A 24,877-nucleotide genomic window follows, 5' to 3' on the forward strand; every position below is an offset into this window, starting at 1 on the left:
ACGGTTTTAACGGTGTTAAAACATAAATAAAACAACATTTCGGGGAGGAAATGCGATGCAAGCAATCATGAGAACAAAGCTGAAGTTGTCGAAAAATCAAAAAGGGATGACGTTGATCGAGTTAATGGCGGTGGTCGTGATTTTGGGGATTTTGGCTGCCGTGGCAGGGGCGGCAGTGACGAAGGGATTTGATGCTTCCAAAACGAATGCGGATGCAGCTTCCAAAAAGATTATTATTGATGCCGCTCAAAGATACATTATGGATAAATCAACGACTCCGGCAATGGCGGATTTGGTATCAGGAGGATATTTAAACTCAGAACCACTTCCACAAGTTTCCCCAACCACTAATAAGCATTTTACTATTTCGGTGGATGCATCTACGGGGGCAGTTACAGTAGCCTACTCTGCTTCATAATAAATAAAACATAAGCTCATTAAACCTAGAAAGGTAACTCCTGCCGAGTTACCTTTCTTATAACATCATAAAATGCGCGTTTTTAATTTTCATACAATCATCGAGGGGAGCGCTCTATGAGCCTGCTAAAAGATATCTACATCATGTACCGAGACCTCTTCATTAGTGCTCCTTACTTTTTCGTACTTGCCAACTTCATATTCGGGCTATTGGTCGGCAGCTTTCTCAACGTCGTTGCCATCCGTGTTCCGCTGAAACGGTCGGTCATTACGCCTCCGTCTCATTGTACGAGCTGCAAACATCGGCTTGGCATCATCGATTTAATTCCGGTTATAAGTTATTTGCTGTTAGGCCGCAAATGCCGTTATTGCGGGCAGCCGATATCGGCACAATACGCGGTTTGGGAGGCGGCTGCAGGGTTGCTTTTTGCCGTCGTTTCACTCGCATATGGCCCAAGCAAGGAATGGCTGGTAGCTTTATTTTTCGTATCGATTCTTATTGTGATTACGCAAACGGACTTGCGACATATGCTGATTCCTGATAAAGTGGTTTTTTTCGGGGTCGCCGTCTCGTTTATGTTAAGAATTTGGAACCATCCGCTGCCATTCAGTCAATACATCTGGGGCATGGTGACAGGGTTCGGATTGCTGTTTTTGATCGCTCTGGTCAGCGTCGCGATTGTAAAGAAAGAAGCGATGGGCGGGGGAGATATTAAGCTTTTTGCATTTATTGGGCTCACTTTGGGGCTAAAGTTAACGTTATTAACCTTATTTTTTGCCTGCTTGATAGGCACACTGTTTGGTATGGTGCTGCTTTCGAGCGGTGTTTGGAAAAGAGATCAATATATTCCGTTTGGACCGTATATCGCTTTGGGGGCTCTCCTATCATTGCTTGCCGGGGACCGGCTGATTGACTGGTATATGGGATTGCTCGTTTAACGTGTGAATACCGCTGCAATTCACTTTTGTAAACTGAATTGTGTTACTATAAATAGAGACAGATTGGGATTTAAGGGGGACAACTGGCATAATGTCGAAACATGTATACACACTTCTAAGTCGGTTCATGCCAGACCGTTACTCCATTGGAATCGAAATTACGGACCACGCGGTGAAAACCGTTGAGATGGAGCTTAAGTCCAGAAGAAATCCTCATATCCTGTGTTACGGCTCCGAGTCGCTGCCTCTGAACTGTGTCGACGACGGAAAAATCATTGAGCCATACAAGGTCATACAGTCGATTCAAACGCTGTTTGCGCGCTTAAATATAAAGTCGAAAAGGGTTCATCTCGTCGTTCCCAGCCAATCGATCATGGTTCGCTTTTTGAAATTGCCGGACATTCCTCTCAAAGATTTAAGGAAGCTGATCGATTTTGAGGTGAAGCATAATATTCATCTTCCGTTTGAAAATCCGGTATACGATTTCGTGAAACTAAACGGGTCGGAAAGACCGGCGAAGAAAAGCTCCAAACCGCCTAAAAAAGACAGCGGGGCGGCCTCATTGGCGGAGCCGGACCTGTTAGGACTAAGAGAAGCGGCTTCTACTTCCAACTTCGGTTTGGATCTGAAAGGGATTAACTTGTTTGGCGAAGATACTTCAGCGCCCGAGGAAACGCCGGAAGCGGTTCAATGCGATGTTATGCTGGTGGCCGGCCCGAAAGAGCTGATTGAACAATATTTGGAAATCATTCGTTCGGCTGGTCTAAAGCCGATTTCGATGGAGTTTAAAGCGCTAAGCTTATATAGATTGATGGAAAAAACGGAGTTTGCCGATCCCAAGGCTACTTGCCTTGTTGTGGATATCAATGAGAATGTAACGGATATCAGCATCTTTCACGATTGTTTGTTGAAGATCACCCGTACGGTTCCGATCCATTTCAAGAAACCTGCGGATCCGCAGCAGACTTCGGACACACCCATACCGCCGGAAGAGGAAGTCAGTTTGTTTTCGCTGTTTCAATCCAACGATAAAGAAAGCGAGTTTACCGCCTCGTGCAGCGATTTGGCGCATGAGCTGGAGCGGTTGATGAACTTTTACCGGTATACATTAAACAACCGGAATCAAGAATTTTCGCGTATTGTATTATCGGGAGATGTCGTGCGGCTTCACGATATCGAGGTTTATTTGCGGGAACGGTTAAATATGGAAGTGACGGTTGCTTATTCTCCCGGCATCAAGACGGATGACGGCTTGCTCGAACATGCTTTTCCTGCTATGGCTGTGCCGATCGGCCTTGCCTTAAGGGGGAGAGAGACATGAAGAACATCAATCTGATTCCCCGCGTACCGTTTGTTCAGAAGCATGTATTGTCGTTAGCCGTTTCCGTAGCCGGACTGTTTGTCGTCATTTCCGCGGTTATCGTAGCTTACAGCTATGAAGCGCGTTTTGACCGGGCGGCCAATGAAAACACGATCTCGCAATTGGAAGCGCAAATCCAGTTTCTTTCCAAACAAAAAGCCGAAGATCCGTTAGTCAAGCCGTTTACCAGTTTTACCAACCAAGTGAATGTTCTAAAAACGTCACGTCGTAATTGGACGCCCGTTATCGAGCAGTTGACGGCCAACTTGCCGAATACGGCAAGACTGCTTACGGCGGAGGCAGGGCCAAATAACGATCAACAGGGGCAGCCGGGGGCCAAGGAACAACTGACCGTCACTTATGAATTCGCCGATTTTATACAATCTGCAGATTATATCCTGCTGCTGCAAAAGTCGGATTTCATCGAGAACATAACGATCAATTATGTCAATCGCATGGAAACGACACCGGCCCCAAAAGCAGATCCGGCCGTTGCGGGGGCAGCTGCCGGTCAACCCGGGAATTTGTCCGGCGTATCAGCCGGTACCGATCCGGCAAAGCCAAAAACAGGCAAAACAAAGGAAGATCTTATCAATGAGCTGGAGAAGCAGATGCCTGCAACCGAAAATAAGTCGGATGAACTGCTGAACCAGCTTCGCTGGAGTATGTCGCAGCAGCTGCTGGAGAGAAATTTCGGCATTAAAGTGCCGGATAAAAATTTTGTTTCCCCTGAAAGCCGCAAGCTCCCGCCGGGCTCTGCCATTACGCAGGAAGAGTATGACAGCGCGAAGTCGCTATATAATACATTGAAACAACAAAAGGCTCCTGTTTCGCCGGATTCGCCTGAAGGAAACGGGAAGGTGCCGGACGAACCGCCTGTCATCTCTTATCAAATCTCGCTGCAAATGACTTTAAAGCCGGCCGGCAAAGAAAAGTAGGGATTGTTCATAATGAAAAAACTGCAGCTCGCGCACTGTTCGAATTTCTTGAAAAATCCTGCAACGATCATTGTAATGATCGCCTTGGCCGGGATTATCGTCAATATGATGCTGTATTCGGTGCTAATTGCTCCCCAATTGCTGGAGAAGTCGTCCGTTATGTCCACTCTGGCAAACCTTGAAGGGCAAAAGCAACTGCTGGATGCCAAGCCGATTCCGGCTAAAGTCACCGATCAAGATATTGAAACGCTCGTCAAGCAGGTTCCGGTAAACGAGGAGTCGGCCAGAGTTGTGAGTTCCCTAAAAGAAATTGAAAAAAGTACGGGTGCGACGGTCTCCAACATTAATTTCGGGGATCAAAAGACCAACCAGGATAATTTAACGAATATATTAAGCAATGCAGCCAAGCAGGGAGCATCGGCGGCAAACCCCGGTACCGCAAACTCTCAAGGTTCCCAAACCTCTCAGGGGCAAGGAACCGGCGGCCCGCAGCAAGCTCCCGCACCGGTAACCGGAGCAGCGGGGCAAAATGCCGCAGGACAAGGTATTTCCGAAAATAATTGGAATGTGGTCGTGACAGGCACTTACCCGCAGGTTGTCGATTTTATGAATCGGCTGTATCAAATGGACCGGTTGATCAATATCAAACAATGGAGCTTGCGTGCGACTCCGGCGGCAAGCAATACGCAAGAGCCTGCACAGTCCGAGAAAATGACGCTGAATCTCGTCTTATCGATGTATACGGCTGCCGCCTACGCAGGGCAATTCCGCAGTCTCCCGCCGTTGCCGGTGAATGCGCCGGAGAAACGCCAAGACCCTACGATGACCAATGAACAATTTATTAATATGCTTAAGGAATTGGCGGGAGCGAAATAATGATAAGTTGCTTCAGCCAGGCAAGGAGGAATTGGGATGAAAAAAAAGCTGCTCATCGCATTTGTCGGCTTAAGTATGTTGTGGTTAAGCAACTTCGCTTGGGCCGAAAGCAAGTTGTCGCAAATTGATGTTATGTTCGGACGGATCAATGTGGCGATTAACGGCCAGCAGGCCGATTTAAATAAAGATTCGATTGTATACAACGGTTCTATTTATGTTCCGCTGCGCAGTTTATCGGAAATGCTGGGAGCGGAGGTCAGCTGGAACGATAAAACGCAAACAGTTAATCTCGATTTTCTGAACGATAAACGGGATTTGCTGTTTAGCGCCACGCAAAAAGGACTGTACCAATACGTTGCTCTCCAAAACAATCAAATTATGAGCGATATGATTACTTTTTTTAAAACGGATGATATGAATGGCATTAAACAATCCGTTGACAGGTATGAACGGCTGCGCGTGCTTGCGGATAACATGAACGATAACGAAATGGCGCAGCTATTCGATAAGCTGAAGTCGGCAACCGAGCTGATCCGCAGCGGATGGGAAACCAAAAGCATGGATGATTATTACATCGCTTGGAACATCTTTTCCTCGAATGCCGATAAGCTGAATAAGCTTTTAAAAAGCAAGCTGGCCGGTTAACTTCTCTAAGACCGGGAAGGCGAAGAAAGCGGGTATGGATTTATGTTCAAAAACGAGAGGGGAGTTACGTTAGTCGAGGTTCTCGCCGCCGTCGTATTATTGGGTATTGCAGTTATTATTTTTGTGAATTTATCCGGTTATACCCTGCTGGCCGGCAAAAAAAGCGACTACAAAACCGCAGCTTTACGCATCGGGGAAAAAGTATTAAACGAAAAAAGGGCGGAAATAGCCGCCTCCGCGCCTGCGCTTCCTTGGACGGTCAGTTCTTCCACTGCCGATGACGGATCACTGCATTTTAAAGTGTTTGTCCAGCAGACCGATATGGCTTCTCCTGCCTACAGCAAGACGGGATTCGGCAGCCACTATCTTTCTCTGAATGCGGTGGCCTTGTTTAAGACGAGCTCGGCCAGCTCCGATCTTGTGCCCCGATTGTTAACCGTGACCGTATCATGGGAGGAATGAGGAGGATGGCGTCAAACGAGAAAGGAATTTCTCTAGTCGAGGTTATGGCCGCCGTCACCTTGACGGCAATTATTATTGGGGTTGCCATTATGCTGTTTAACTCGGTAAATCTGGAATGGAACGCAACCGTCAACAAATTTACCGACGATTCGCGGATCCGTCTGACAACAAACGCTTTAACCAAATATTTGTCCGATGCCAACGCCGGTTATCGTACCAATAACGAGCTGAGATTTACGACATATGCGGATGGAGCAGCGAAAAAAAAGTCGCTGTACTTGAACGGCGCCAACTTATATTTGTACGATTTCAACTCGGCGAATTTAACCGATAATGTATCCATCGGCTCACCAGGCGTGTATACAAACGGCGTTTTGCTCGCCGGGGGAGTCAACAGCATCAAGTTTATGAATAACACGGGAACCGCTGAGATCGCTAACCCCAATACTTATAGCGCTGGATCACTCGTCAAGCTGGACATCAGTTTTCAAACGGCTCGTACGACCGTAACCGGTAAATCAAACAAAGATATCGTAAAAAGCATGACATTTAAGCTGCTTCAGATCTGAAGCAGCTTTGTTATCTGTATGGAGATAAGGGGGAAAGTATTGAGCATTCAGCCCGGCTTGCGGATCGGATTCCAGTCGGAAGAAGTGGAGCCCCCGCCGCCGGTGGAGGTGCCGTTTTGCAGTGCGGTCATGCCGCCTTGGCCGGCTTTGATATATTGGCCTGGATTGTTTTGCATGTTTTGTATCACGATAGAACCTCCGACAGCAAAGTAACCGCCTGCATTCACATACGCTTGGGTTCGAGCCTCGAAATTTCCCTTAACGAAGATGTCACCGCCGGTTATATTCAAAGTCGCGTTGTTAGGAATCAGAACGGAACCTGCCGTGAATTCGCCGGGCACAATGTTCATGGCTGTGCTGGTGTTTAAAGTGAGTGCCCCTTCGACGGTCATATCTTTGGCGTTAATCGTTAAATTGTTAATCCCTGTAAAGCTCTTCATATATATTTGATTGGCGACATTTAAGGTGCCCTGATTTAAAGATACATCGCCAAGCGACCAGAAATTGCCGTATACATCATTACCCGAAGTGTCTTTTACCTGTTTGATCGCAAACGAGCTGACATTTTGGCTATAAGGGTTGCCGATACCGGTATTGGTCGTATTAAGTATCAGGTTGCCGTAAACAGTGAGACCGCTGTTGTTTAAATTTAACGATTCGGTAATTAATATGACGGCTTTGCCGTTAGGATAATTGCTGGTGCCCGGAGCATAACCAAAAGTCGTTGTTTTGTTTGCCAAATCCAAGGTTCCCGGTCTTATAATAATGACGGGGTTTCTGGAGCTGTTATCAATTTGTGTCTGTATTTGATCAACACTGCAGCCTGTGCAAGTAATTGCGTACGGTGAAGATTTAAAAGCCGAGATTTGGCTTATCACTTTGGCTTTTGTGTCATTGATATACCAATCTACCGCATTGGCAATTGTAGTATTTTGAGTGGCAAAATTTGCATTGCTCCCATTGCTTGTATTCATGGTAATGGAGCCGCCGTAGAGCACCTTATTGCCGGTAATGGCCACCTTGTGCTCAGGATCAATGGGAACGGATGTACTCCCGTCTTTCGCCGAGACCTGAAAGCGGATATTTTTACTGCGGCCGCCGGCGGTTGCTGAGATAAGAACCTCGTAATCGTCGTCGGTAGTAAGCGGAAGAGCGATTTCCACAGTGGTATCTTTTTTAACCAGTTTCTGGCTAAATGTAACGGAAACACCTTCGGGGGTTGCAAACGTCTTTGCCCCCCATCCGGCTCCAACAGATCCGCTGCCTCCGCCATAGGCGCTCAGAAACGCTTTTCGCGTAACCGAACCGCTCGGATTATACGTTTTCAAATAAGCGAGAAACGATTCCATGCCGCTTAACGCCAAATCGGTTACCCGCTTATCATTTTCGGTCATTTTATTGGCATACGAGGTGGTTGACGTCATCTGCAGCAGAACCGGGACGAATATCATAAGCAGAGTGATAATAAAAATAACGTATAGAAAAACGCCGCCCCGCTCATTGTTTACTTTTTTCAAGGCAGAGCCTCCTTACTGAATACAATTGAAACAAGCTCATCGAAGATAAAACCCGCTTCCAGCCAAACGGCCAATTAACAGCGTCAGGTTGTCATAGATTGCTCCTGTTTTCTGAAAACCGGGACTTTATTACTATTTTACAATAAAAACAACGGTTTGTGTTTATCCAGACTGTATATTTTAATCTATCTTAAGGCATAAAAAGCAGAATGAATCGGCTTTGAATTGGATAAAATAAGTAAATGAAAGACTTCTTAAGGAGGAAACCCATGGACTTTACGAGCCAGGATATTGCCGTGATCGAACAAGCGCTGCGCATCGCCATCCAATCGGAAGGCAGCAATATGAAACAAAGCGACTACCGCGAAGTATTGTGGAAGCTGCAAAACAACTCGGCGGAAGCAATCGAACGGGAACCGTCGGCCGATAATAGAATCGTTTCCTCGGACGGGCTGCGGTTCGATTATGATGACTCTTCCGAAATGCTGTAAAAAAACTTTTCCCGGGAAAGCGCAGGAAGCGACAGATTATAACTTGATTCTGTAATCGAAAAAGCTCTTCATTCAACAATGTTCGAGCTGCTTTGTGCTGTTTAGCTTGCCTGAAAGGCCATTCTGACAACTTAAACGACGTAAATGTCGAACCGATAGCCCTGACTCTGTTTCGGAGTTCAGGGCTTTTTGCGCGGAAAAAACGTTTGATACCCGAACATATATTCTATATAATAAAGGAAAGATTGGTGCAAGGAGAGCGGAACATTAATGAATCCTTTAACAGGCAAAGTCGCATCCATAGATGAATTAATCGAATTGGTCAGGGACACACCCGAGATCATGAGCCAAGTGACATACTGGCATACGATACCGCCGCGCGACGCTTCTTATAGCGATGTGCCGCCGCAGCTGCATCCTGCGATCCGGGAGGCGCTGAGCGGGAAAGGCATATTCAAGCTGTATGCGCATCAAGCCCAGGCGTTTAGCGAAGCTGTGCAGGGGCGGCATGTCGTAACGGTGACGCCGACGGCATCGGGCAAGACGTTGTGCTACAACCTGCCTGTGCTGCAATCGATTGTAGAAGATGACGCCGCGCGGGCGTTATACTTATTTCCGACCAAGGCGCTTGCCCAGGATCAGGTGGCCGAGCTGCAGCAGTTCGTCGATCTGATGGAAATGGATATCAAGACACATACATACGATGGAGATACGCCGCCGGCCGTACGCCAGGCGATCCGCAATGCGGGTCATATTGTCGTCACGAATCCGGATATGCTGCATTCGGCGATTTTGCCTCACCATACGAAATGGGTTAAATTATTCGAAAATATCAAATACATCGTCATTGACGAGGTGCATTCTTACCGCGGCGTTTTTGGCAGCCATGTCGCTAATGTGATCCGCAGATTGAAGCGGATATGCAAATTTTACGGTTCTTCCCCGCAGTTTATATGCGCTTCGGCAACAATAGATAACCCGAAAGAACATGCGGAGCGGCTGATCGGCGAGCAGGTAGCGCTTGTCGATAGGAACGGAGCCCCCGCCGGAGAGAAGCATTTTGTATTTTACAATCCGCCGGTGGTTAACCAGCAGCTTGGGATACGCCGCAGCAGCGTGCTGGAGACACGCAAGTTGGCCGGCCTGCTGCTCAAACAGAGCATTCAAACAATTGTGTTTGCCCGCAGCCGGGTGCGCGTGGAGCTGCTGTTGACCTATTTGCAGGAGCTGGTAAGCCACGAGCTGGGTTCCAAGTCGATTCGCGGATACCGCGGCGGCTATTTGCCGAAGCTGCGGAGGGAAATCGAGCGTGGCTTGCGCAGCGGCGAAATCCGCGGCGTCGTCAGCACGAATGCGCTGGAGCTCGGCATCGATATCGGGCAGCTGCAGGCGTGTGTGCTGAACGGTTACCCGGGCACGATCGCCAGTACGTGGCAGCAGTCCGGGCGGGCGGGCAGACGGCAGGAAAGCTCGATTACGTTTATGGTGGCGAGCAGCAACCCGCTGGATCAATATTTGGTGAACAACCCGCGGTACTTCTTCGAACGTCCGCCGGAGAGAGCGCTGATTCATCCCGATAATCTGATTATTTTAGTCGACCATGTCAAATGCGCCTCTTATGAGCTGCCCTTTGAATTAAACGAGAAATTCGGCGACGAGTCGCTGAAAGACATATTGGAATTTTTGACGGAGGAACGAATACTTCACCACGTTAAGGATCGCTGGTATTGGATGGAGCAATCGTTTCCGGCGCATGATATATCGCTGCGTTCGGCGGCTCAGGAAAATTTTATTATTATTGATATGACCAACGGCAGCCGGGTGCTTGGCGAAGTTGACCGTTTCAGCGCGCCAACGCTGATCCATGAAGAAGCGATCTACATCCACGAAGGCGTCCAATTTCAGGTGGAGAAGCTGGATTATGAGGAAAAAAAGGCCTACGTGCGCGAGGTCGACGTCGATTATTACACCGATGCCAACATGGCCGTGCAGCTGAAAGTGCTGCATACGCAGCGCGAGAGCGAGGAAAGCGGTCTGCAGCGGCAGTACGGCGAAGTTACGGTGAATGCCAAAGCGACGATTTTTAAAAAAATCAAGCTGCGCACGCATGAAAATATCGGCTCGGGTCCGATTCATCTGCCGGAGGAGGAGCTGCATACAAGCTCCTATTGGTTTACATTCTCGGAGAAGCTGACGGAATCGATGTCCGCAAACGATGTCCAATACGCGCTGCTGGGCATTGCGAACGTGCTTGTACATATCGCGCCGCTGTATTTAATGTGCGATCCGCTCGACATCCGTGTCGTGCCGCAGGTGAAAGCGGTGCATAACAAGCTGCCGACCGTATTTTTTTATGACCGTTATCCGGGCGGGGTCGGCTTAAGCGAACGGTTGTACGAGGTGCACGGGAAGCTGTTGGATCAGGCGTCGCGGATCATCTCGGAATGCGGCTGCATTAGCGGTTGCCCGGCGTGTGTAGGGCCGATCGAAGAAGTCGGACTGACGGGCAAGCAATTGGCGCTGAAGCTGATGGCCAGGCTGGAGGGAGCGGGATGAGCGGATTAAGGGAACGGCTGCAACGGTTGAAAAAGAACGACGAACCTGCGCCATCCAAGCCGGTAGAACCGGAGAACGGCGAATGGGATGCGCTTGATGCGCGTCTGGAGCACAATGAGTGGGGTTCGTTTATCATACGCCGGAAGGTGTATCCGTCACAGCACAAACATGGCATGTTTGAGTTACACGAGCTGTTTGGTCAAGCGGGGGCGCTTGCTGCGCTGCAAGAGACGGCCCATGAGGCCCGGAAAAGCTTGAAAAAAACAGCCGCCGCCAAACGCTCCCCGCTGCGCCCCGCCGCCAGGATGAAATCGGCTTCGCTGCCGGTGCTTGAGCATCACGAGCAGCTGCTTTTTTTCGATACCGAAACGACGGGGCTGGGGATTGGTGCGGGCAATGTGCCTTTTATGACCGGAATCGGATACTACGAAGGAGATTTGTTTATCGTCGAGCAGATGTTCATCCGTAATCCCGCCGAAGAGCTGGCGATGCTGGCGCATCTGAACGAACGTCTGCAGCGGCACACCCATCTTGTGTCTTATAACGGAAAATCGTTTGATTGGCCGATTGTCAAAAACCGGTTTATTTTGAACCGTCTTGCGCTGAAAGACGAAACGCTTGCTCATCTCGACTATTTGCATCCGTCGCGCAGCTTATGGAAGCACACGCTGCCGACATGCCGATTGGGACAAGTGGAAGAGGACCGGCTTGGATTTAAACGGCTGGACGATGTGCCGGGTTCTTTGGCGCCGACCTTGTATTTCCAATATTTGGCGGAAGGTGACCCGTTGAAGATGCTAGGCGTGTTTGTTCATAACGAGCTCGATATTTTATCGCTGGCGGGATTGTCCGTTTATTTGTCGCATGCGCTGCAAGGGAAACTTGACCCGGACACGCTAACGATGGAAGAGCAGTTCCGAACAGCTTTGTGGCTGGAGAAATACGGCTTGCGTCAAGGCGCGGATCATATGCTGGAACGGCTGCTCGGAGCCGGCGCGGAGGAAACGGGCGATTATTTGCTGCCGCTGGCCCAGCTTTATAAAAAAAGAGGGGACGCTGCAGCTTCCGCGGCATTATGGCAGAAGTACGTAGATTTGCGCGGCAACCGGGCAACGGCTTCGATGGAGCCGTTTATCGAGTTGGCGATGCATTACGAGCATCGGGAGAAAGATTATGCGCTGGCGCTCCATTATGCCGAAGAAGGGCTGAACAAGGCATGGAAGCGGAGGGCGCTCAAGCGTATGGGGACAAGTCAAGAGCAGGAGCGGGAAGAGCAGTTGCTGCGGGATTTCGAAAAAAGAATCGACCGTCTCCGGAAGAAGGTGTCCGCCGTCAAGCGGGCTCCCAAACCGGCCAAACTGCGGCCTGTTGAAATGCATCGCCAAACCGCCAGCGCGGTGCCGGGCGAAGCCGCGGGTTCTTCGCAAGCTGAGCGCAAATCGCGCAAAATCAGGCCCGAATATGCCATGGACAGTTTGCTTCCGTTATAACCTGCCAAACGAGGGAATAATTTTACCTCAAAATTGGCAATATGGAAATAACAAGTCATTGTGGAGGGAAACGATGCCTGAACTGCCGGAGATGGAAACGTATAAAAGACTGCTTAGCCCGCGAGTTGTCGGGAAGCTGATTACTGCCGTTCAAGTGGAGCGCGAAAAGTCGCTGAACGTGCCCGCTGCGCTGTTCGAGCGCGAAGTGACGGGGCAAGCGATTGTCCGGATCGAACGGAGAGCCAAACATCTGCTGTTCCATCTGTCGTCGTCCAAGGTGCTGCTGCTGCACTTGATGCTGGGCGGCTCGATGTTTTACGGGACAAGCGAGCAAAAACCGAACAGGACCGCACAGGTTACGCTGCAATTTGGAGCAAATCATCTGTACTTTATCGGGCTTCGCTTAGGATATCTTCATCTGCACGATCCGGCCGAGGCGGAGCAACTGCTGCGCAAGCTGGGTCCCGAGCCGCTGGAGCCGGATTTTACGCTGAGGGCGTTTGCCGAAACGTTGGAGCCGCGCAGAGGAAACTTAAAGGTTACGCTTGTCGACCAAGCGGTATTTTCCGGGATCGGCAACTGTTACTCCGACGAAATCTGTTTTGAAGCGGGCCTGCTTCCATCGCGTTTGGTCGGCAGCTTGTCCGGGGACGAGTTGGAACGTTTGTACCATGCGATGCATAAAGTGCTTCAAGAGGCCATCCGCTACGGAGGTTATATGGACATGCCGCTTTATGCCGGAGACGAGCTGACGGGATCGTTCGACAGCCGCTGCCTTGTGTATGACCGGGAAGGCGAACCTTGCGCCCGCTGCGGACAGCCGCTTGAACGCCGCGAATTGTCTTCGAAAAAATGTTTTTATTGCACAAACTGCCAGCACTAGAGTTTTGGGCTTACGAAGCGAATTTCACGTTGTAACATTTTTAGGAGGGTGCGTTATGCGGGTAGGCTGCCATATCAGCATACGGGGAGGCTATTTGGAGGCCGCCAAGACGGCTTTGCGGATCGGCGCGCAGTCGTTTCAGTATTTCCCGAAAAATCCGCGAAGCTTATCCGTGAAAGCGTTTAACCGCGGCGATGCCGAAAGCTGCGCGTTGTTTTGCAAGGAACATCGGCTGGCTTCGATTGCGCATACGCCGTACCCAACCAACTTAGCCGCTGATGAACCGGGGCTGCGCGAAGCGACCCGGCTTTCGCTGTTGAACGATTTGGAAATCGCGGAAGCATGCGGTTCGGTCGGCATTATCGTCCATTTTGGAAAATATAAAGGCACGGATGCGTTACAAGGCTACAAAAATATTATACAATTACTTAATGACGTAACCGCCGGGTGGAATGGCAGGACACTTCTGCTTATTGAAAATCAGGCGGGTGAAGGAACTTTCATGGGGACGACATTCGAAGAGCATATGCAGATCAGAAGCCTGGTGAATGAACCGGAGAAGGTGGGCTTTTGTCTGGATACGTGCCATGCGTTCGCCAGCGGGTTATGGCGCGGGGACAATTGGCGCGATGTCGCGGCCAAGGGAGCTGCTCTTGGCTACTTTAGCCATCTGAAGGCGGTTCATCTGAACGACTCCCAGTATGGCACCGGTTCCCACAAGGACCGGCACGCGGGCATTGGCCAAGGTGCCATCGGTTTGCAGCATATGGCGCAATTTCTGCAGTCGGACCGGATCGCAAGCGGGCTTCCCGTTGTGCTGGAAACGCCTGTTCCGCGGGGCGGAACGCATGCGGAGGAGATCGCACTTGTGCGAAAGCTGGCGGAAATACCGCATCCATGAAGGAGTAACATTACATACGAATGGGAGAGGGACCGATGATTGAACTTAACGGCATTCATTTTATTCGCGAAGAACGCCATATTTTAAAAGATGTGAATGTAACGGTATCTCCAGGAGAGCATTGGGTCATTCTAGGCCGCAACGGCTCAGGTAAAACGACGCTGCTTGAGTTGATTACCGCGTATCAGTTTCCGAGCAAAGGAAAGGTGCATGTGCTCGGCAATACGTACGGGCAGGTCGATATCCGCGAGGTGCGTAAGCAAATCGGCTATATCAGCCAATCGCTGTTCGAAAAAATGACGCTGCGCGATCCGGTTTGGGAAGTAGTGGCAACCGGCGAGTACAGCTTTTTGCGTTTTTATCAGGAAATTCCCGAAGAAGTGAAAGCTAAGGCGATTTCCATGCTGGAGCGGGTCAATTTGGCCCATGTGCAGAACCAAACGCTGGGAACGTTGTCGCAAGGCGAACGGAAAAAAATTATGCTGGCCCGCGCGCTCATGCAAAGTCCGCAAATTTTAATTATGGATGAGCCGTGTTCCGGCCTTGATCTATACGAACGCGAGAAATTACTTCATGACATTAATGAATTGCAATCGCAAAAAATTTGCGTCATTTATGTGACCCACCATATCGAAGAAATTATGCCGATGTTTACTCATGTGCTGCTGATCGAACAAGGCGAGGTAATCGCCGCCGGTCCGAAACACGAAGTGGTGACGCCGGAGCATTTATACCAGGCTTTCCAAGTGAAGCTGGATATCGACTGGCATCTCGACAGGCCTTGGATCAAGGTGCAATAAGCAATAAAGCAGCAGCGGCTGAATTGAAGGAGAAATCATGGATAGTTTGAAACATACGGAGCCGGATCAAGGCACCACATTTATCGGCACGTCGAATCACGGCTTTGGCACGCAAGCGCAGGAAGAACTGCGCCGATTGTTCCCTAAAGCAGCGTTTACGACGATTGTGCCGACCGAAATTTATATGTTCACCGTGCCGGAGAGCAAGAAGACCGTTACGGATCATATAAAGCTAAACGAGCCGGTTTTTGTCAGACATATACAGCCGGTGGATGCGCAGTTCGAGCTTGACGGCACGGCAGCGGACTTGTCCAAGCTGCAGGAAACGGTACGTTCGCAGCTGCATATCCCGCAGGGCTTCAAAATAGCCGTTCAGGCGCGCAAGCTGGACGGGGCCTCCTTGGCGTACACGCCGTTTAACTGCAAAGAAGCCATCGACGAAGTGATTGTCCGCGAGTGCAAGTCCGAGCCTGTCGTAAAGGACCCGGACTTTATTGTTTCGGTTTTTTTAACGGACCGGGCAGCTTACGTCGGAGTTTCGGCGCCGGAGGATAACTTGTCCGATTGGGCGGGCGGCGCCATTCGTTTTCAAAAAGAAGAAGGCCAAATATCGCGGGCCAAGTTCAAGCTGCTTGAAGCGGAGCGCCGCTTCGGCCTTGATTACAGCCGGTATCGCACGGCTTTGGACATTGGAGCCGCACCGGGCGGCTGGACCTCGCTGCTGCTCGAACGAGGCTGCAGCGTAACGGCCGTGGACCCGGCTCGCCTTGACGCACAACTGCTAAAGCACCCGAAGCTGACGTACCTGGCGAAAAATGCCGGAGACGTTACGTTTAAACAGGATGCTTTCGAGCTGCTTGTGTGTGATATGAGCTGGAGTCCGCGGCAAATGGCGCAACTGGTAAAGCAGCTGTTATATGCTTTGAAATCCGGCGGCACGGCGATTATCACGATCAAGCTGATGCATAAGAAAGCTTTCCAAACGATGCGCGACATCGTGGAGGCACTGTCACCGGAATTGCAGCTGCAGCAGGCGAAACAGCTGTTTCACAACCGTGAGGAGCTGACGATGTTTTTCATAAAGCTGTAGAAAGGGACTGGTGTGGAACGTATGGACCCGAAGACGAGATGGGAGCAAATATACGCCGGGCTTTCGATTGGGATTCCTGTATACGACGACTGGCTGGAAAAACACCAAAGTTTGCTGCGTCTGTCGGCGGATCTTCCGGTTATCGATCTTGGCTGCGGTTACGGCTGCGATACGCTGTATTTGGTTGAACGAGGCTACCGGGTGATCGCCTGCGATTTTTCCCAAGAAGCGCTCAAAAAAATAGCCGATTATATCCCGGAAGCGGCAACGCTGCAGCTGGATTTGCGCGAATCACTTCCTTTTGCGGATGGCAGCGCGATGGTGATCGTCGCCGATTTGAGCCTCCACTATTTTAGCTGGGCGGACACGCAGCGGATTGTGAGTGAAATCGGCAGGGTGCTGCAGCCTGGCGGCGTGCTGTTGTGCCGGGTTAACTCGGTCGGCGACGTGCTGTTCGGGGCCGGTCAAGGCAAGATGATCGAACCTGACTATTACGAGACGGAAGCGGGAAATAAACGATTTTTTACTAAGGAAAGTCTGGAATTATTGTTTCAACAATGGGATATTGAGTATATGCAAGAGGCGGAAATGCACCGATACGGCAAAAAGAAACTGCTGTGGGAGGCGGTATTCCGCAAACTATAAAAAAACGAGGAGGAGCAGTTATGCAGCAAATCGTTGAAAGTTACGCCAAAGGTTACGAACTGCTGACGGCGGCGCTGGAAGGCGCATCTGCCGAGCTGATGAACTTCAAGCCCGGTCCGGAGAAATGGAGCATTAAGGAAGTGATCGTACACGTCTGCGATGCCGAGATGGTAGCGATTTACCGGATGAAAAAAGTGATCTCCGAAGAAAATCCGCTGCTTTTCAAATTCGATCCCGATGCCTGGGCATCCAGGCAGGATTACGTGTCGCTGGATCACGAGGCTTACTTGCAGCTGTTTCGCTCCTTGAGAGCTTCGATGGTGCCGGTATTGTCGGCTTTAAAGCCGGAGGACTGGGAACGGACCGGGGTTCATAATGTAACCGGCAAACAGACGCTTCACGATATTGTCAAAATGTTTGTCGGTCATGTGGACCGGCATATTGCGCAAATTGAACGCAACAAAAAGGCGTTTGCCGACACGTTTGCTTAACCGGTTCACTTTCGAAGCTTACACAATGGACAAATCGATGTAAAATACAGTTGATTTCATAACGAGTCATGGTATAATATGGGTAATAATTTTATATTGACCGGACAAGCGGAAGCACCGCTGACGAATGAGTTTGATCGTCAGCGGTGCTTTTTGTTTTGTCCGGTAATTTTTTAATAAAGGAGGGAACATCTTGCTGCTCGTTTTAATGGATGAGGACCCGGAGTACATTGGCATGGTTTCCGCATATGTCCGCACCACGGAGCATATTGAACGCTTCGAGATGAAGTCGTACACGAGCCGTGAGCAAGGTTTTGCGTTTTTGCAGCAGGTGCGGGAGCCGTATTTGCTGCTGGTAACTAATGCATTTTTTCCGCTGCCGGAATGGGCGTTTCAACATTCACGAGGTTATCTGCTGCTGCTCAGCGATTCACCGGCTGTCTCCGAAGTGCTGGAATTTCCGATTTTATTTAAATATCAGCCGTTACATGCATTGTTTGCGCAAATCATCGCACACTACAACGCTTATTGCGCCGGTTCGCTGCTGCGGGGGCGGCATGAAGCAGAGGTAATTGCCGTATACTCAGCGTCGGGCGGCACGGGGAAAACCGTTTTTTCGCTGAATCTGGCCAAGCAGTCGGCTTTTCTTGGCCAAGACGCGTTTTATTTGAATCTGGAGTGGCTGAACTCGGCTTCGTGTGTGCTGCCGCAAACGGGAAACGATACGTTTGCCCGGGTGATATATTATGCCAAATCCAATCCCAAGCAGCTCCCGGCCAAAATCGGACAGCTCATTCATTACCATCCGACATATAAGTTCAGTTATTTCGAACCGCTTGCGTGTATTGACGAAGCGGATGAGATGACCAAAGATGACGTTTCCGCCATTCTTGATGCGGTATTGTCGCTGGGCAGTTTTAAACGGATTGTCATCGACTTGGATTCGAATCTCCATCCGCGTATGGTCTCGGCGTTGGAACGCTGCCATACGTTGTATTGGCTTATCGTAGACGATCCGCAGCATGTATCCAAAGCGGAAATGCTGCTGAACCGCTTGCGCCAGAAACATTCGCTGCTGCGTCCGGATGTATTGTCGAAGGCCCGGCTGATCGTGAACAAACATACCGGGACAACAGTGCATGCGATGGATGCGCTGGGACTGCACTTGGCCGAACCGCTGCCGTACATTCCCCAGTGGAAATCGCTTCATAAAGCGGATCAGCTGCTGCACGCTTCCGATTTTCAAGATCAGGTGATGAAACTGCTGAAAGAAGAGGACAGCGGCTCCGCGGTAAAACACGGTGTTTGAGCTGGAGTCGGCCGCAGCCGGATTAAAGGCGGACATTGCCGAGCGGATCGATTTTTCCCAATCGATTTCCGACGACGATTTGCTTGTGTTGATTGAAGACGCGGTTTTCGCGCGTGCGGACAAAGCTGTTTTAACCGCGACGCAAAAACGCCGGCTTATTCAGCGGGTCTATCACTCTTTTCGCGGTTATGATGTGCTGCAGCCGCTGATCGACGATCCAACGATCACGGAGATTATGGTGAACAGCCATGAAGAAATTTTTATCGAGCGGGAAGGGCAAGTAAGTTTATGTCCCGTCCGTTTTGAAAGCAAGGAAAAGCTGGAGGACGTCATTCAAGCGATTGTGGCAAAAGTAAACCGTGTCGTCAATGAAGCAAGTCCGATCGTAGATGCCAGACTGAAGGACGGCTCGCGCGTTAATGTTGTGCTGCCGCCAATCGCCTTGAAAGGACCGGCGATGACGATTCGTAAATTTCCCGAGCAGCCCTTAACGATGGAAGGGCTTGTCCGAAGAGGGGCGATTAGCGAAGAAGCGGTCCGCTTTCTGGAGACGCTGGTACGGGCGAAATACAACATTTTCATCAGCGGCGGGACGGGATCGGGGAAAACGACGTTTTTAAACGCGCTTTCCCAGTGCATTCCACCCGATGAGCGGGTCATTACAATCGAAGATTCCGCCGAGCTGCAGCTAAAGACGGTGCCCAATCTGATCAGTCTGGAAACAAGAAATGCCAACACGGAAGGCCGGGGCGAGATGCCGATGCGGGAGCTGATCAAGTCGTCGCTGCGGATGCGGCCGAATCGGATTATCGTTGGCGAGGTGCGCGGCGCCGAGGCGCTTGACATGCTGCAGGCGATGAATACGGGGCATGACGGTTCTTTATCCACGGGGCATGCCAATTCCGCGGCAGATATGATGAGCCGGCTGGAGACGATGGTGCTGAGCGGTATTGGGCTTGATGTCGGGGTCATCCGGAAGCAAATTTTCTCTGCCATTGACATATTGGTTCATTTAAGCAGGCTGCGGGACAAGTCGCGCAAAGTGATGGAAATCAGCGAAATCGCCGGTGTGGCGGATGGAGAGATGGTGCTTAATCCGCTGTTTCGTTTCATGGAAACCGCGGATTCAAGCGGAGGCAGGGTGTCCGGAAAGCTGATGCCTACGGGCAATCGGCTGCAGCGGACATTTAAGCTGCAGTTGGCCGGGCTCTCGCCCGATATCTGAAAGCCGAGACATGTACTAGGCGACGCAGTAACGCATTTGGAAAGGAGTGTTTACCATACAAGAGAAAAGCCGGCATCCGCTTGATTATTCAGTGTATGTGATGTCTGTTAAGGAAAAGGTGTGGACGATCGCGGTTACGGCAGCGATGCTCGCTTGTATCGGGGTGGTGTTTTATAAAAGCATTTGGGCCTCGCTGCTCATCGCTGCCATCAGTCTGGCGTATCCCAAACTGCGGGCCAAGGAATTGGCGGTTAGGCGCAAGCAGCATTTAAACATCCAATTCAAGCAGGCGTTGTCTTCCATCTCCTCTTCGCTTGGCGCCGGGAAATCGGTGGAAATGTCGTTCCGCGAAGCGGTAGACGATTTGAAGCTGCTGTATCCCGATCCGAACACACATATTATCCGCGAACTGGAATGGATTCAGCATAAGCTTGAGAGCGGCGTGACGATTGAGGCGGCGTTAAGCGATTTCAGTCTGCGTGCGGGAACCGACGATATCGGCAATTTCGTCGATGTGTTTGTCACATGCAAACGGACGGGAGGCAATCTGGTACAGGTTATCCGCCGTACGGCTACGATTATTCAAGAAAAGCTGGAAATTCAGCAGGAAATTGGCGTCATGATATCCCAGAAAAGATTCGAATCGCGTATGCTGACCTTTGCTCCGCTTGCCGTGATCGGCTTGCTCGCATTTTCTTCGCCGGACTATATGGAGCCGCTGTATCACGGCTTTGGGATTGTGATTATGTCCGGATGTTTGCTTGTGCTGATCGCTTGTTTTTTCATCACCAAACGGATTATGGACATTAAGGTGTGACGCTATGGTGACGGTGTATGTGTTTTTGTTCGAAGTAGCCGTATTGGCCGTCTTATATGCGCTGGGAAGGAGGAGGTACACGCCGATTGCCGCAGATAGCAAAAAGGAAATGAAGTTAAGTGCGCTCGGGCCGATTTCCATGTATATCATCGAAACGTTGAGGTTGGCCGAGCGAATGCCGGAGCTGATTGCCAAAGTGCAGTTTACGTTAGCCGGGCTGTACGGCCGGAAGCAGGCGATGTTTCGCACCAAGCTGTTTTTAACCGATTTGATGAGTTTATGCCTGCTTGTCGTTGTATTGGCTACTTTAGCCGGGTATGCGGCAGGCGACGACCCTTATTTTATTTTGTACGGGGTGGCGATCGCCATCATGCTGCCGCCGCTTCAGTATAAGGAACTGCAAAATAAACTGGCGCGAAAAAAACGCGACATGCTGATCGAGCTGCCTGAGATTTTGAACCGCATCACATTGCTGCTTGGCGCCGGAGAAACGCTGCAGCGCGCGATCATACGTTGTGTCGAAGCAAGAAGGGATTCGCTGGACAGCCCGCTGATGCAGGAGCTTGCCCTTATGTCGCGCGAACTGCAAATGAATGCCTCCTTCGGCAAGTCGCTTGAAGATTTCAGCAAAAGGTGCGGTTTGCAGGAAATATCGGTATTTACAACGACGGTGCTGCTGCATTATAAACGGGGCGGCGACGATTTGATGCTGGCTTTAAAGGAGCTGTCCGCGGCATTATGGGATAAACGAAAATCGGTAGCCCGTACGCTGGGGGAAGAAGCGGCTTCGAAGATGGTATTTCCGATGGTGCTGATTTTTTTTGTAGTGATGGTTGTTGTAGGCGCCCCGGCTTTATTTATGATGGGCAGCCCTTAATATGAGGAAACGGAAGGGGATAACAAGATGAAGATGTTAGTTCAATTCGGCAGAAAACTTTGGAAAGACGAGGATGGTCTGGGCACTTTGGAAATTTTGCTCATTGTCGCCGTGCTTGTCATTATCGCGATCATGTTCCGCAAATGGATTATTCATTATATCGAGGAATTGTTCGGCCAATCCAACAACGAGTTAAAGGATGCAGGGAAGGCCAGCGAAGCTTGCAGAACAAATCCGGCTTCTTGCGGTACGGCTTCGCCATAAAACGAACAATGAAAAACTTGTTCAGGAAAGAAACCGGCACCTTCAGTATCGAAGCTACTTTAACGTTTCCGCTGATTGTGCTGCTTACGTTTTCCGTCGTATTTGCCTGCCTGTTTTTTTATCAAAAGGTGACGGTTTACCACACGGCTTCCGTCGCCGTACAGCGCGCCGCATTTGTTTGGGATAACAGCGCCAAAGACCCGGTCACCGGGCAGTTTGACGTTCAGCATAACGACGGCTTGTATTGGCGGTTATTTCAAGACGACGCATTGGATATATTCAAGCTGATGTTTGGGGTCAAAAAAGCGGAGGTTACTTTGCCGGCTTCATCAAACGCTGGTTCAACCGGAGTGGCTGCTAAAAAACTGCTGACGGTATCCGGCGGCATGGCCCCTTCGGTGACCGGGCAGCTGATCTACACGAACCGGCTGCTGCTGCGGACGGTGGAAGCGCATCTAAGCCAGCCCTTTCGCGCCCCCGCGCAAGTGCAGGGCTGGCTGCATCTTCACCGCGTGACGGCGGAAGAAGCTGCTTATGTCGTCGAACCGGTCGAACTGATTCGCACGGTTGATTTAATCCGCACCTTTATACAAGAAGTCAAAGGGCTGATTAGCCCGAAAGCGGCGGCGGAGCTGCTGCAGGAGCCTGGGAAACTGGAACAGCAAGCTCCTGTTTTCAGCAGCCATGAGCAAGCTGCGGCCTATTTGCGCAAGCTCGTCACCGGCACGGAGCAAAAAATCATTATTGCCGCCGCACCGGAACGGGTTCGTTTGGTAGACGCATTGGATGCGAATGGAATCGCCCATCAAGCCTATTATTCATTTACGGAAAAACAGCTGCTGGAGGAGCAGTTGGTCAAAGATGTGGACATGTTGAAACAAGGCAAAGTGCAAGGTGTGGTGTGGCATTTTTTTAAACAAAAAAGTAAAGATAAGGTCTTAATTTCAGACTCGCTGCGCAGCGAGCTGCTCAAGAAAGGGATCAGCGTGGTCATTCATGAGTGAGGCTGAATGCGGCACTTTGCATTTTTGGCAAAAAGGAAGGAGGCGGAGGCACCTGCTGCTGCGGCTTGTGTTTGACGAAAAGGGAACTGTTTCGCTTTATCTCATTTTGATCATTGTACCGATCTTTTTATTTTGTACGGTGTTCATCGATTATGCCCGCGTCAAAGCGGCGGAGAAGGAATCCGAACAGGCAGTGAAAACGGCGCTGCGGTCCACTTTATCGGCTTTTAGCGTGCCGCTCCATGATTATGGGCTGTACGCGCTGGATCCATCGCTTGCAGATAGCTCGGAAATTTACAGGAAGACGCTGGAAAACAATTTATCCGGTCAACTCGAAACAAGCTCTTTTCGGTATATCGATACAAGGCTTGCCGACGGCAGCGATCGGCTGCTTCCGATGTATTCGCTGGCCAATCATCAAGTGCTCAGGCAGCAAATTCTCGAAGAAATGAAGTACCGCGCGCCGATCATATTTGGTTTGGAGCTCAAGGATAAGTTCATGTCGTCCGGCATCTCCTCCAAGCTTCAGAGCACGGTACAATTCGCGGATCATGCCCAAAAAGTCGAGCAACTGCTTGATGAACGCGACGAGGCTCTGGACGAAGCGTGGAGTTATTTTGAAAAAATGCATCTGAAAGCCGGGACGGACTATCCTTTCTATGAAACCAATCTGAATGCTCTTCATGAGCTGAGCGGCAAAGTCGGCATTCATACGGCGGATGAGGTCAGGAAAACGATTGCCGACGGCAAGCAGCAGTTGGAACGGCTCAAGGATCAAATCGAAGGCATCGACGATTCGATTAATTCCTTGGCTCGCGCCGGTGCAGCTTATGAGGCATTCCAGTCATTGCTGGAAACGCGCGGCAAGTTATCTGCGCAAGTGAGCGAGCTGTCGGCCAAAATCACCGAATGGGAGCAGCTTTTAAAGGATGTGCTGGAATATGTGAAGCTGCTGGCGGCTTTAAAACTGAAATCGGCAAGCGATTATACGGTATTGGCGGGATATTTGGAGGATTATAACACAGCGTTAAACAAGGCCAAACGCGCCAATGAAGCGCTGAATGCCGAACTGAAGCTGGTCGCTTCCGAGCAGTCGGGCGGCTCGATGGCTTCCAATGAAGTGTTTAAGAGCATTTACACCATTTCGCCGCAAGATTTGGACGATTACGCCAGTCAGACGGCAGCCGTTGCCGCGTTATTTGGCGGGCTTAAAAGTCAACTGCAGGCGGTTGTATTTTTTACGGCTGAGAACTATACAAGCACATCAGGTGCGAACAGCCAATATTACACATCCGCCAATGCGCTTTATGGGCAGCAAAATGGGAAAGAAACCGCCCGCAACCGGAATAAAGGTGCCGTCTCCAGCGGGAAAAAAGAGCAGCGCAATAAAGCGCATCCGGCGCTGGATCAAGCGGTCAAAGCGATGGGCGGCTGCAGCGTGCTGGCCCCGGATGCTCTGGGTACGGTCTATAACGAATTGCAGCGCAATTACGGCGCTTATATGGACACCAATAAAGCGATGCCCGGCGTTGACGCGGTGGGGGGCATGAAATTCGACAAACTGGACAATGCCGGGACCGGAGCTTTGGCGCTGATTGATAAACTGGGAGAACTGCTGGTATCCGCCCGGGATTATATGTTTATCAACGAATATGCTCTCGATAAATTCAATTATCGCACGTTTGGTATCGAGAAAGACCAAGCCGGCAATATCAAGCCAAGCCGCAGCTTATCCGATCCGTCATCACATGCGCTGCCAAGCCAGGAGGCGGAATATGTGATATATGGCTCAAGTTCGTGTGCGGGCAATTACGGCAGGGCGTACGCGGAGCTTTTTGCAATCCGTCTTGCGATTGGCACGATGGAAGCATTAACCGATCCTGCGATCGAAGCGCTTAACTTGGGATCGCCTGTGCTGGTACTGTTGGCGGCGCTAGCCGAAGGCGCAGTAAAAGCGGCCCTGGATATGGTGAAGCTGCTGGATGGCGAAACGGTTCCTTTGTCGAATAAATTCACCAAAAATATAACGCTGACCTATAAAGATTACTTGCGCTTATTTTTACTGCTTCACGGTTCGGAGCAAGAGAAGATGGCGCGTATGCAAGCTCTAATCCAGCAAAATACAGGGGATGATTTAAAGAAAAAAACGACCTATGTGCAGGGTTCGGCAACAACGACCGTAAGGCTTTGGTTTATTCCGGGTTTGATGCAGATGGTCAAATCCATTGGCGTCCATGACTGCACTCCGGCGGGAAACCGTTGTGAAATAACGAAGACGGCTTATATGGCTTATTAATTTCAGGGGGCGTCT

The 24,877-nt window shown here is 50.3% G+C and carries 25 protein-coding genes; 24 read left to right on the top strand and 1 reads right to left on the bottom strand.

What is annotated here, in order from left to right; all coding sequences use genetic code 11:
- The first annotated feature begins 55 nt into the window (after positions 1 to 55).
- The 8 genes from EYB31_RS07345 to EYB31_RS07380 all read left to right on the top strand — a co-directional run bounded on the left by EYB31_RS07345 (position 56) and on the right by EYB31_RS07380 (position 6,206).
- Positions 56 to 418: a competence type IV pilus major pilin ComGC gene (locus EYB31_RS07345; RefSeq protein ID WP_131012639.1), complete on the top strand. Its 363-nt coding sequence runs from the start codon at positions 56 to 58 to the stop codon at positions 416 to 418.
- A gap of 116 nt (positions 419 to 534) precedes the next feature.
- On the top strand, positions 535 to 1,356 hold the full coding sequence (locus EYB31_RS07350; protein WP_240762182.1) for a prepilin peptidase: 822 nt from the start codon (positions 535 to 537) through the stop codon (positions 1,354 to 1,356).
- Between the two features lie 127 nt (positions 1,357 to 1,483).
- Entirely contained in the window at positions 1,484 to 2,677 is a 1,194-nt protein-coding gene (gene pilM / locus EYB31_RS07355; protein ID WP_165452280.1) for a type IV pilus biogenesis protein PilM, read from the top strand.
- The gene (locus EYB31_RS07360) at positions 2,674 to 3,654 is read left to right on the top strand and encodes a hypothetical protein (protein ID WP_131012641.1); all 981 of its coding nucleotides are present in this window, start codon (positions 2,674 to 2,676) and stop codon (positions 3,652 to 3,654) included. The genes pilM and EYB31_RS07360 overlap by 4 nt, the downstream gene beginning before the upstream one ends.
- Before the next feature lie 48 nt (positions 3,655 to 3,702).
- Entirely contained in the window at positions 3,703 to 4,530 is an 828-nt protein-coding gene (locus EYB31_RS07365) for a hypothetical protein (protein ID WP_165452281.1), read from the top strand.
- A gap of 36 nt (positions 4,531 to 4,566) precedes the next feature.
- Positions 4,567 to 5,175 (top strand): stalk domain-containing protein, encoded by a 609-nt coding sequence (locus EYB31_RS07370; protein ID WP_131012643.1) that lies wholly within the window; start codon positions 4,567 to 4,569, stop codon positions 5,173 to 5,175.
- A gap of 42 nt (positions 5,176 to 5,217) precedes the next feature.
- Positions 5,218 to 5,637, top strand: coding sequence for a type IV pilus modification PilV family protein (locus tag EYB31_RS07375; RefSeq protein ID WP_131012644.1), 420 nt, complete (start codon positions 5,218 to 5,220; stop codon positions 5,635 to 5,637).
- Between the two features lie 5 nt (positions 5,638 to 5,642).
- Positions 5,643 to 6,206 (top strand): PilW family protein, encoded by a 564-nt coding sequence (locus EYB31_RS07380; RefSeq protein WP_165452282.1) that lies wholly within the window; start codon positions 5,643 to 5,645, stop codon positions 6,204 to 6,206.
- Between the two features lie 47 nt (positions 6,207 to 6,253).
- Here EYB31_RS07380 and EYB31_RS07385 read toward each other — a convergent pair whose 3' ends face one another.
- On the bottom strand, positions 6,254 to 7,723 hold the full coding sequence (locus tag EYB31_RS07385) for a hypothetical protein (RefSeq protein ID WP_131012646.1): 1,470 nt from the start codon (positions 7,721 to 7,723) through the stop codon (positions 6,254 to 6,256).
- 269 nt (positions 7,724 to 7,992) lie between these two features.
- Between EYB31_RS07385 and EYB31_RS07390 the strand changes: the two genes are divergently transcribed.
- The 16 genes from EYB31_RS07390 (at position 7,993) to EYB31_RS07465 (ending at position 24,862) form a co-directional block, all read left to right on the top strand.
- Positions 7,993 to 8,214: a hypothetical protein gene (locus tag EYB31_RS07390; protein WP_131012647.1), complete on the top strand. Its 222-nt coding sequence runs from the start codon at positions 7,993 to 7,995 to the stop codon at positions 8,212 to 8,214.
- A gap of 270 nt (positions 8,215 to 8,484) precedes the next feature.
- Positions 8,485 to 10,770 (top strand): DEAD/DEAH box helicase, encoded by a 2,286-nt coding sequence (locus tag EYB31_RS07395; RefSeq protein WP_131012648.1) that lies wholly within the window; start codon positions 8,485 to 8,487, stop codon positions 10,768 to 10,770.
- Positions 10,767 to 12,260, top strand: a complete 1,494-nt coding sequence (locus EYB31_RS07400; protein ID WP_131012649.1) for a ribonuclease H-like domain-containing protein — start codon at positions 10,767 to 10,769, stop codon at positions 12,258 to 12,260. Before EYB31_RS07395 ends, EYB31_RS07400 begins: the two co-directional genes overlap by 4 nt.
- A 73-nt stretch (positions 12,261 to 12,333) precedes the next feature.
- A complete protein-coding gene (gene mutM, locus EYB31_RS07405; RefSeq protein ID WP_131012650.1) occupies positions 12,334 to 13,143 on the top strand; it encodes a bifunctional DNA-formamidopyrimidine glycosylase/DNA-(apurinic or apyrimidinic site) lyase in 810 nt (269 codons plus the stop codon).
- 55 nt (positions 13,144 to 13,198) lie between these two features.
- A complete protein-coding gene (locus tag EYB31_RS07410; RefSeq protein ID WP_131012651.1) occupies positions 13,199 to 14,044 on the top strand; it encodes a deoxyribonuclease IV in 846 nt (281 codons plus the stop codon).
- A 35-nt stretch (positions 14,045 to 14,079) separates the two neighbouring features.
- Positions 14,080 to 14,844, top strand: coding sequence for an ABC transporter ATP-binding protein (locus EYB31_RS07415; RefSeq protein ID WP_131012652.1), 765 nt, complete (start codon positions 14,080 to 14,082; stop codon positions 14,842 to 14,844).
- A gap of 37 nt (positions 14,845 to 14,881) precedes the next feature.
- Complete coding sequence (locus tag EYB31_RS07420; protein ID WP_131012653.1) at positions 14,882 to 15,934, top strand: SAM-dependent methyltransferase; 1,053 nt, start codon at positions 14,882 to 14,884, stop codon at positions 15,932 to 15,934.
- A gap of 21 nt (positions 15,935 to 15,955) precedes the next feature.
- Positions 15,956 to 16,579, top strand: coding sequence for a class I SAM-dependent methyltransferase (locus EYB31_RS07425; RefSeq protein WP_131012903.1), 624 nt, complete (start codon positions 15,956 to 15,958; stop codon positions 16,577 to 16,579).
- Positions 16,580 to 16,599: 20 nt separating this feature from the next.
- Positions 16,600 to 17,070 (top strand): DinB family protein, encoded by a 471-nt coding sequence (locus EYB31_RS07430; RefSeq protein ID WP_131012654.1) that lies wholly within the window; start codon positions 16,600 to 16,602, stop codon positions 17,068 to 17,070.
- Between the two features lie 193 nt (positions 17,071 to 17,263).
- Positions 17,264 to 18,379: a P-loop NTPase family protein gene (locus EYB31_RS07435; protein ID WP_131012655.1), complete on the top strand. Its 1,116-nt coding sequence runs from the start codon at positions 17,264 to 17,266 to the stop codon at positions 18,377 to 18,379.
- On the top strand, positions 18,372 to 19,604 hold the full coding sequence (locus EYB31_RS07440) for a TadA family conjugal transfer-associated ATPase (RefSeq protein WP_131012656.1): 1,233 nt from the start codon (positions 18,372 to 18,374) through the stop codon (positions 19,602 to 19,604). The genes EYB31_RS07435 and EYB31_RS07440 overlap by 8 nt, the downstream gene beginning before the upstream one ends.
- A 100-nt stretch (positions 19,605 to 19,704) precedes the next feature.
- Positions 19,705 to 20,421, top strand: a complete 717-nt coding sequence (locus EYB31_RS07445; protein ID WP_165452283.1) for a type II secretion system F family protein — start codon at positions 19,705 to 19,707, stop codon at positions 20,419 to 20,421.
- A gap of 4 nt (positions 20,422 to 20,425) precedes the next feature.
- Positions 20,426 to 21,298 carry a type II secretion system F family protein gene (locus EYB31_RS07450; protein ID WP_131012658.1) on the top strand — a complete coding sequence of 291 codons (873 nt, stop codon included), beginning with the start codon at positions 20,426 to 20,428 and terminating at the stop codon, positions 21,296 to 21,298.
- 27 nt (positions 21,299 to 21,325) lie between these two features.
- Positions 21,326 to 21,562 carry a Flp1 family type IVb pilin gene (locus EYB31_RS07455; RefSeq protein WP_131012659.1) on the top strand — a complete coding sequence of 79 codons (237 nt, stop codon included), beginning with the start codon at positions 21,326 to 21,328 and terminating at the stop codon, positions 21,560 to 21,562.
- A gap of 8 nt (positions 21,563 to 21,570) precedes the next feature.
- Positions 21,571 to 22,566: a TadE/TadG family type IV pilus assembly protein gene (locus tag EYB31_RS07460; protein WP_165452284.1), complete on the top strand. Its 996-nt coding sequence runs from the start codon at positions 21,571 to 21,573 to the stop codon at positions 22,564 to 22,566.
- A 67-nt stretch (positions 22,567 to 22,633) separates the two neighbouring features.
- A complete protein-coding gene (locus tag EYB31_RS07465) occupies positions 22,634 to 24,862 on the top strand; it encodes a hypothetical protein (protein ID WP_165452285.1) in 2,229 nt (742 codons plus the stop codon).
- Positions 24,863 to 24,877: the final 15 nt, after the last annotated feature.

Origin of the sequence: Paenibacillus thalictri (assembly GCF_004307995.1) — a bacterium.
Lineage (GTDB): Bacteria > Bacillota > Bacilli > Paenibacillales > NBRC-103111 > Paenibacillus_AF > Paenibacillus_AF thalictri.

What these genes read in the sequence shown, in the direction of transcription:
- EYB31_RS07425 (WP_131012903.1), top strand. Translation starts at nt 15,956, where the DNA reads ATGGACCCGAAGACGAGATGGGAGCAAATATACGCCGGGCTTTCGATT.
- EYB31_RS07350 (WP_240762182.1), top strand. Translation starts at nt 535, where the DNA reads ATGAGCCTGCTAAAAGATATCTACATCATGTACCGAGACCTCTTCATT.
- pilM (WP_165452280.1), top strand. Translation starts at nt 1,484, where the DNA reads ATGCCAGACCGTTACTCCATTGGAATCGAAATTACGGACCACGCGGTG.
- EYB31_RS07380 (WP_165452282.1), top strand. Translation starts at nt 5,643, where the DNA reads ATGGCGTCAAACGAGAAAGGAATTTCTCTAGTCGAGGTTATGGCCGCC.
- mutM (WP_131012650.1), top strand. Translation starts at nt 12,334, where the DNA reads ATGCCTGAACTGCCGGAGATGGAAACGTATAAAAGACTGCTTAGCCCG.
- EYB31_RS07370 (WP_131012643.1), top strand. Translation starts at nt 4,567, where the DNA reads ATGAAAAAAAAGCTGCTCATCGCATTTGTCGGCTTAAGTATGTTGTGG.
- EYB31_RS07345 (WP_131012639.1), top strand. Translation starts at nt 56, where the DNA reads ATGCAAGCAATCATGAGAACAAAGCTGAAGTTGTCGAAAAATCAAAAA.
- EYB31_RS07455 (WP_131012659.1), top strand. Translation starts at nt 21,326, where the DNA reads ATGAAGATGTTAGTTCAATTCGGCAGAAAACTTTGGAAAGACGAGGAT.
- EYB31_RS07390 (WP_131012647.1), top strand. Translation starts at nt 7,993, where the DNA reads ATGGACTTTACGAGCCAGGATATTGCCGTGATCGAACAAGCGCTGCGC.
- EYB31_RS07360 (WP_131012641.1), top strand. Translation starts at nt 2,674, where the DNA reads ATGAAGAACATCAATCTGATTCCCCGCGTACCGTTTGTTCAGAAGCAT.
- EYB31_RS07445 (WP_165452283.1), top strand. Translation starts at nt 19,705, where the DNA reads ATGTCTGTTAAGGAAAAGGTGTGGACGATCGCGGTTACGGCAGCGATG.
- EYB31_RS07415 (WP_131012652.1), top strand. Translation starts at nt 14,080, where the DNA reads ATGATTGAACTTAACGGCATTCATTTTATTCGCGAAGAACGCCATATT.
- EYB31_RS07395 (WP_131012648.1), top strand. Translation starts at nt 8,485, where the DNA reads ATGAATCCTTTAACAGGCAAAGTCGCATCCATAGATGAATTAATCGAA.
- EYB31_RS07410 (WP_131012651.1), top strand. Translation starts at nt 13,199, where the DNA reads ATGCGGGTAGGCTGCCATATCAGCATACGGGGAGGCTATTTGGAGGCC.
- EYB31_RS07450 (WP_131012658.1), top strand. Translation starts at nt 20,426, where the DNA reads ATGGTGACGGTGTATGTGTTTTTGTTCGAAGTAGCCGTATTGGCCGTC.
- EYB31_RS07430 (WP_131012654.1), top strand. Translation starts at nt 16,600, where the DNA reads ATGCAGCAAATCGTTGAAAGTTACGCCAAAGGTTACGAACTGCTGACG.
- EYB31_RS07375 (WP_131012644.1), top strand. Translation starts at nt 5,218, where the DNA reads ATGTTCAAAAACGAGAGGGGAGTTACGTTAGTCGAGGTTCTCGCCGCC.
- EYB31_RS07400 (WP_131012649.1), top strand. Translation starts at nt 10,767, where the DNA reads ATGAGCGGATTAAGGGAACGGCTGCAACGGTTGAAAAAGAACGACGAA.
- EYB31_RS07420 (WP_131012653.1), top strand. Translation starts at nt 14,882, where the DNA reads ATGGATAGTTTGAAACATACGGAGCCGGATCAAGGCACCACATTTATC.
- EYB31_RS07460 (WP_165452284.1), top strand. Translation starts at nt 21,571, where the DNA reads ATGAAAAACTTGTTCAGGAAAGAAACCGGCACCTTCAGTATCGAAGCT.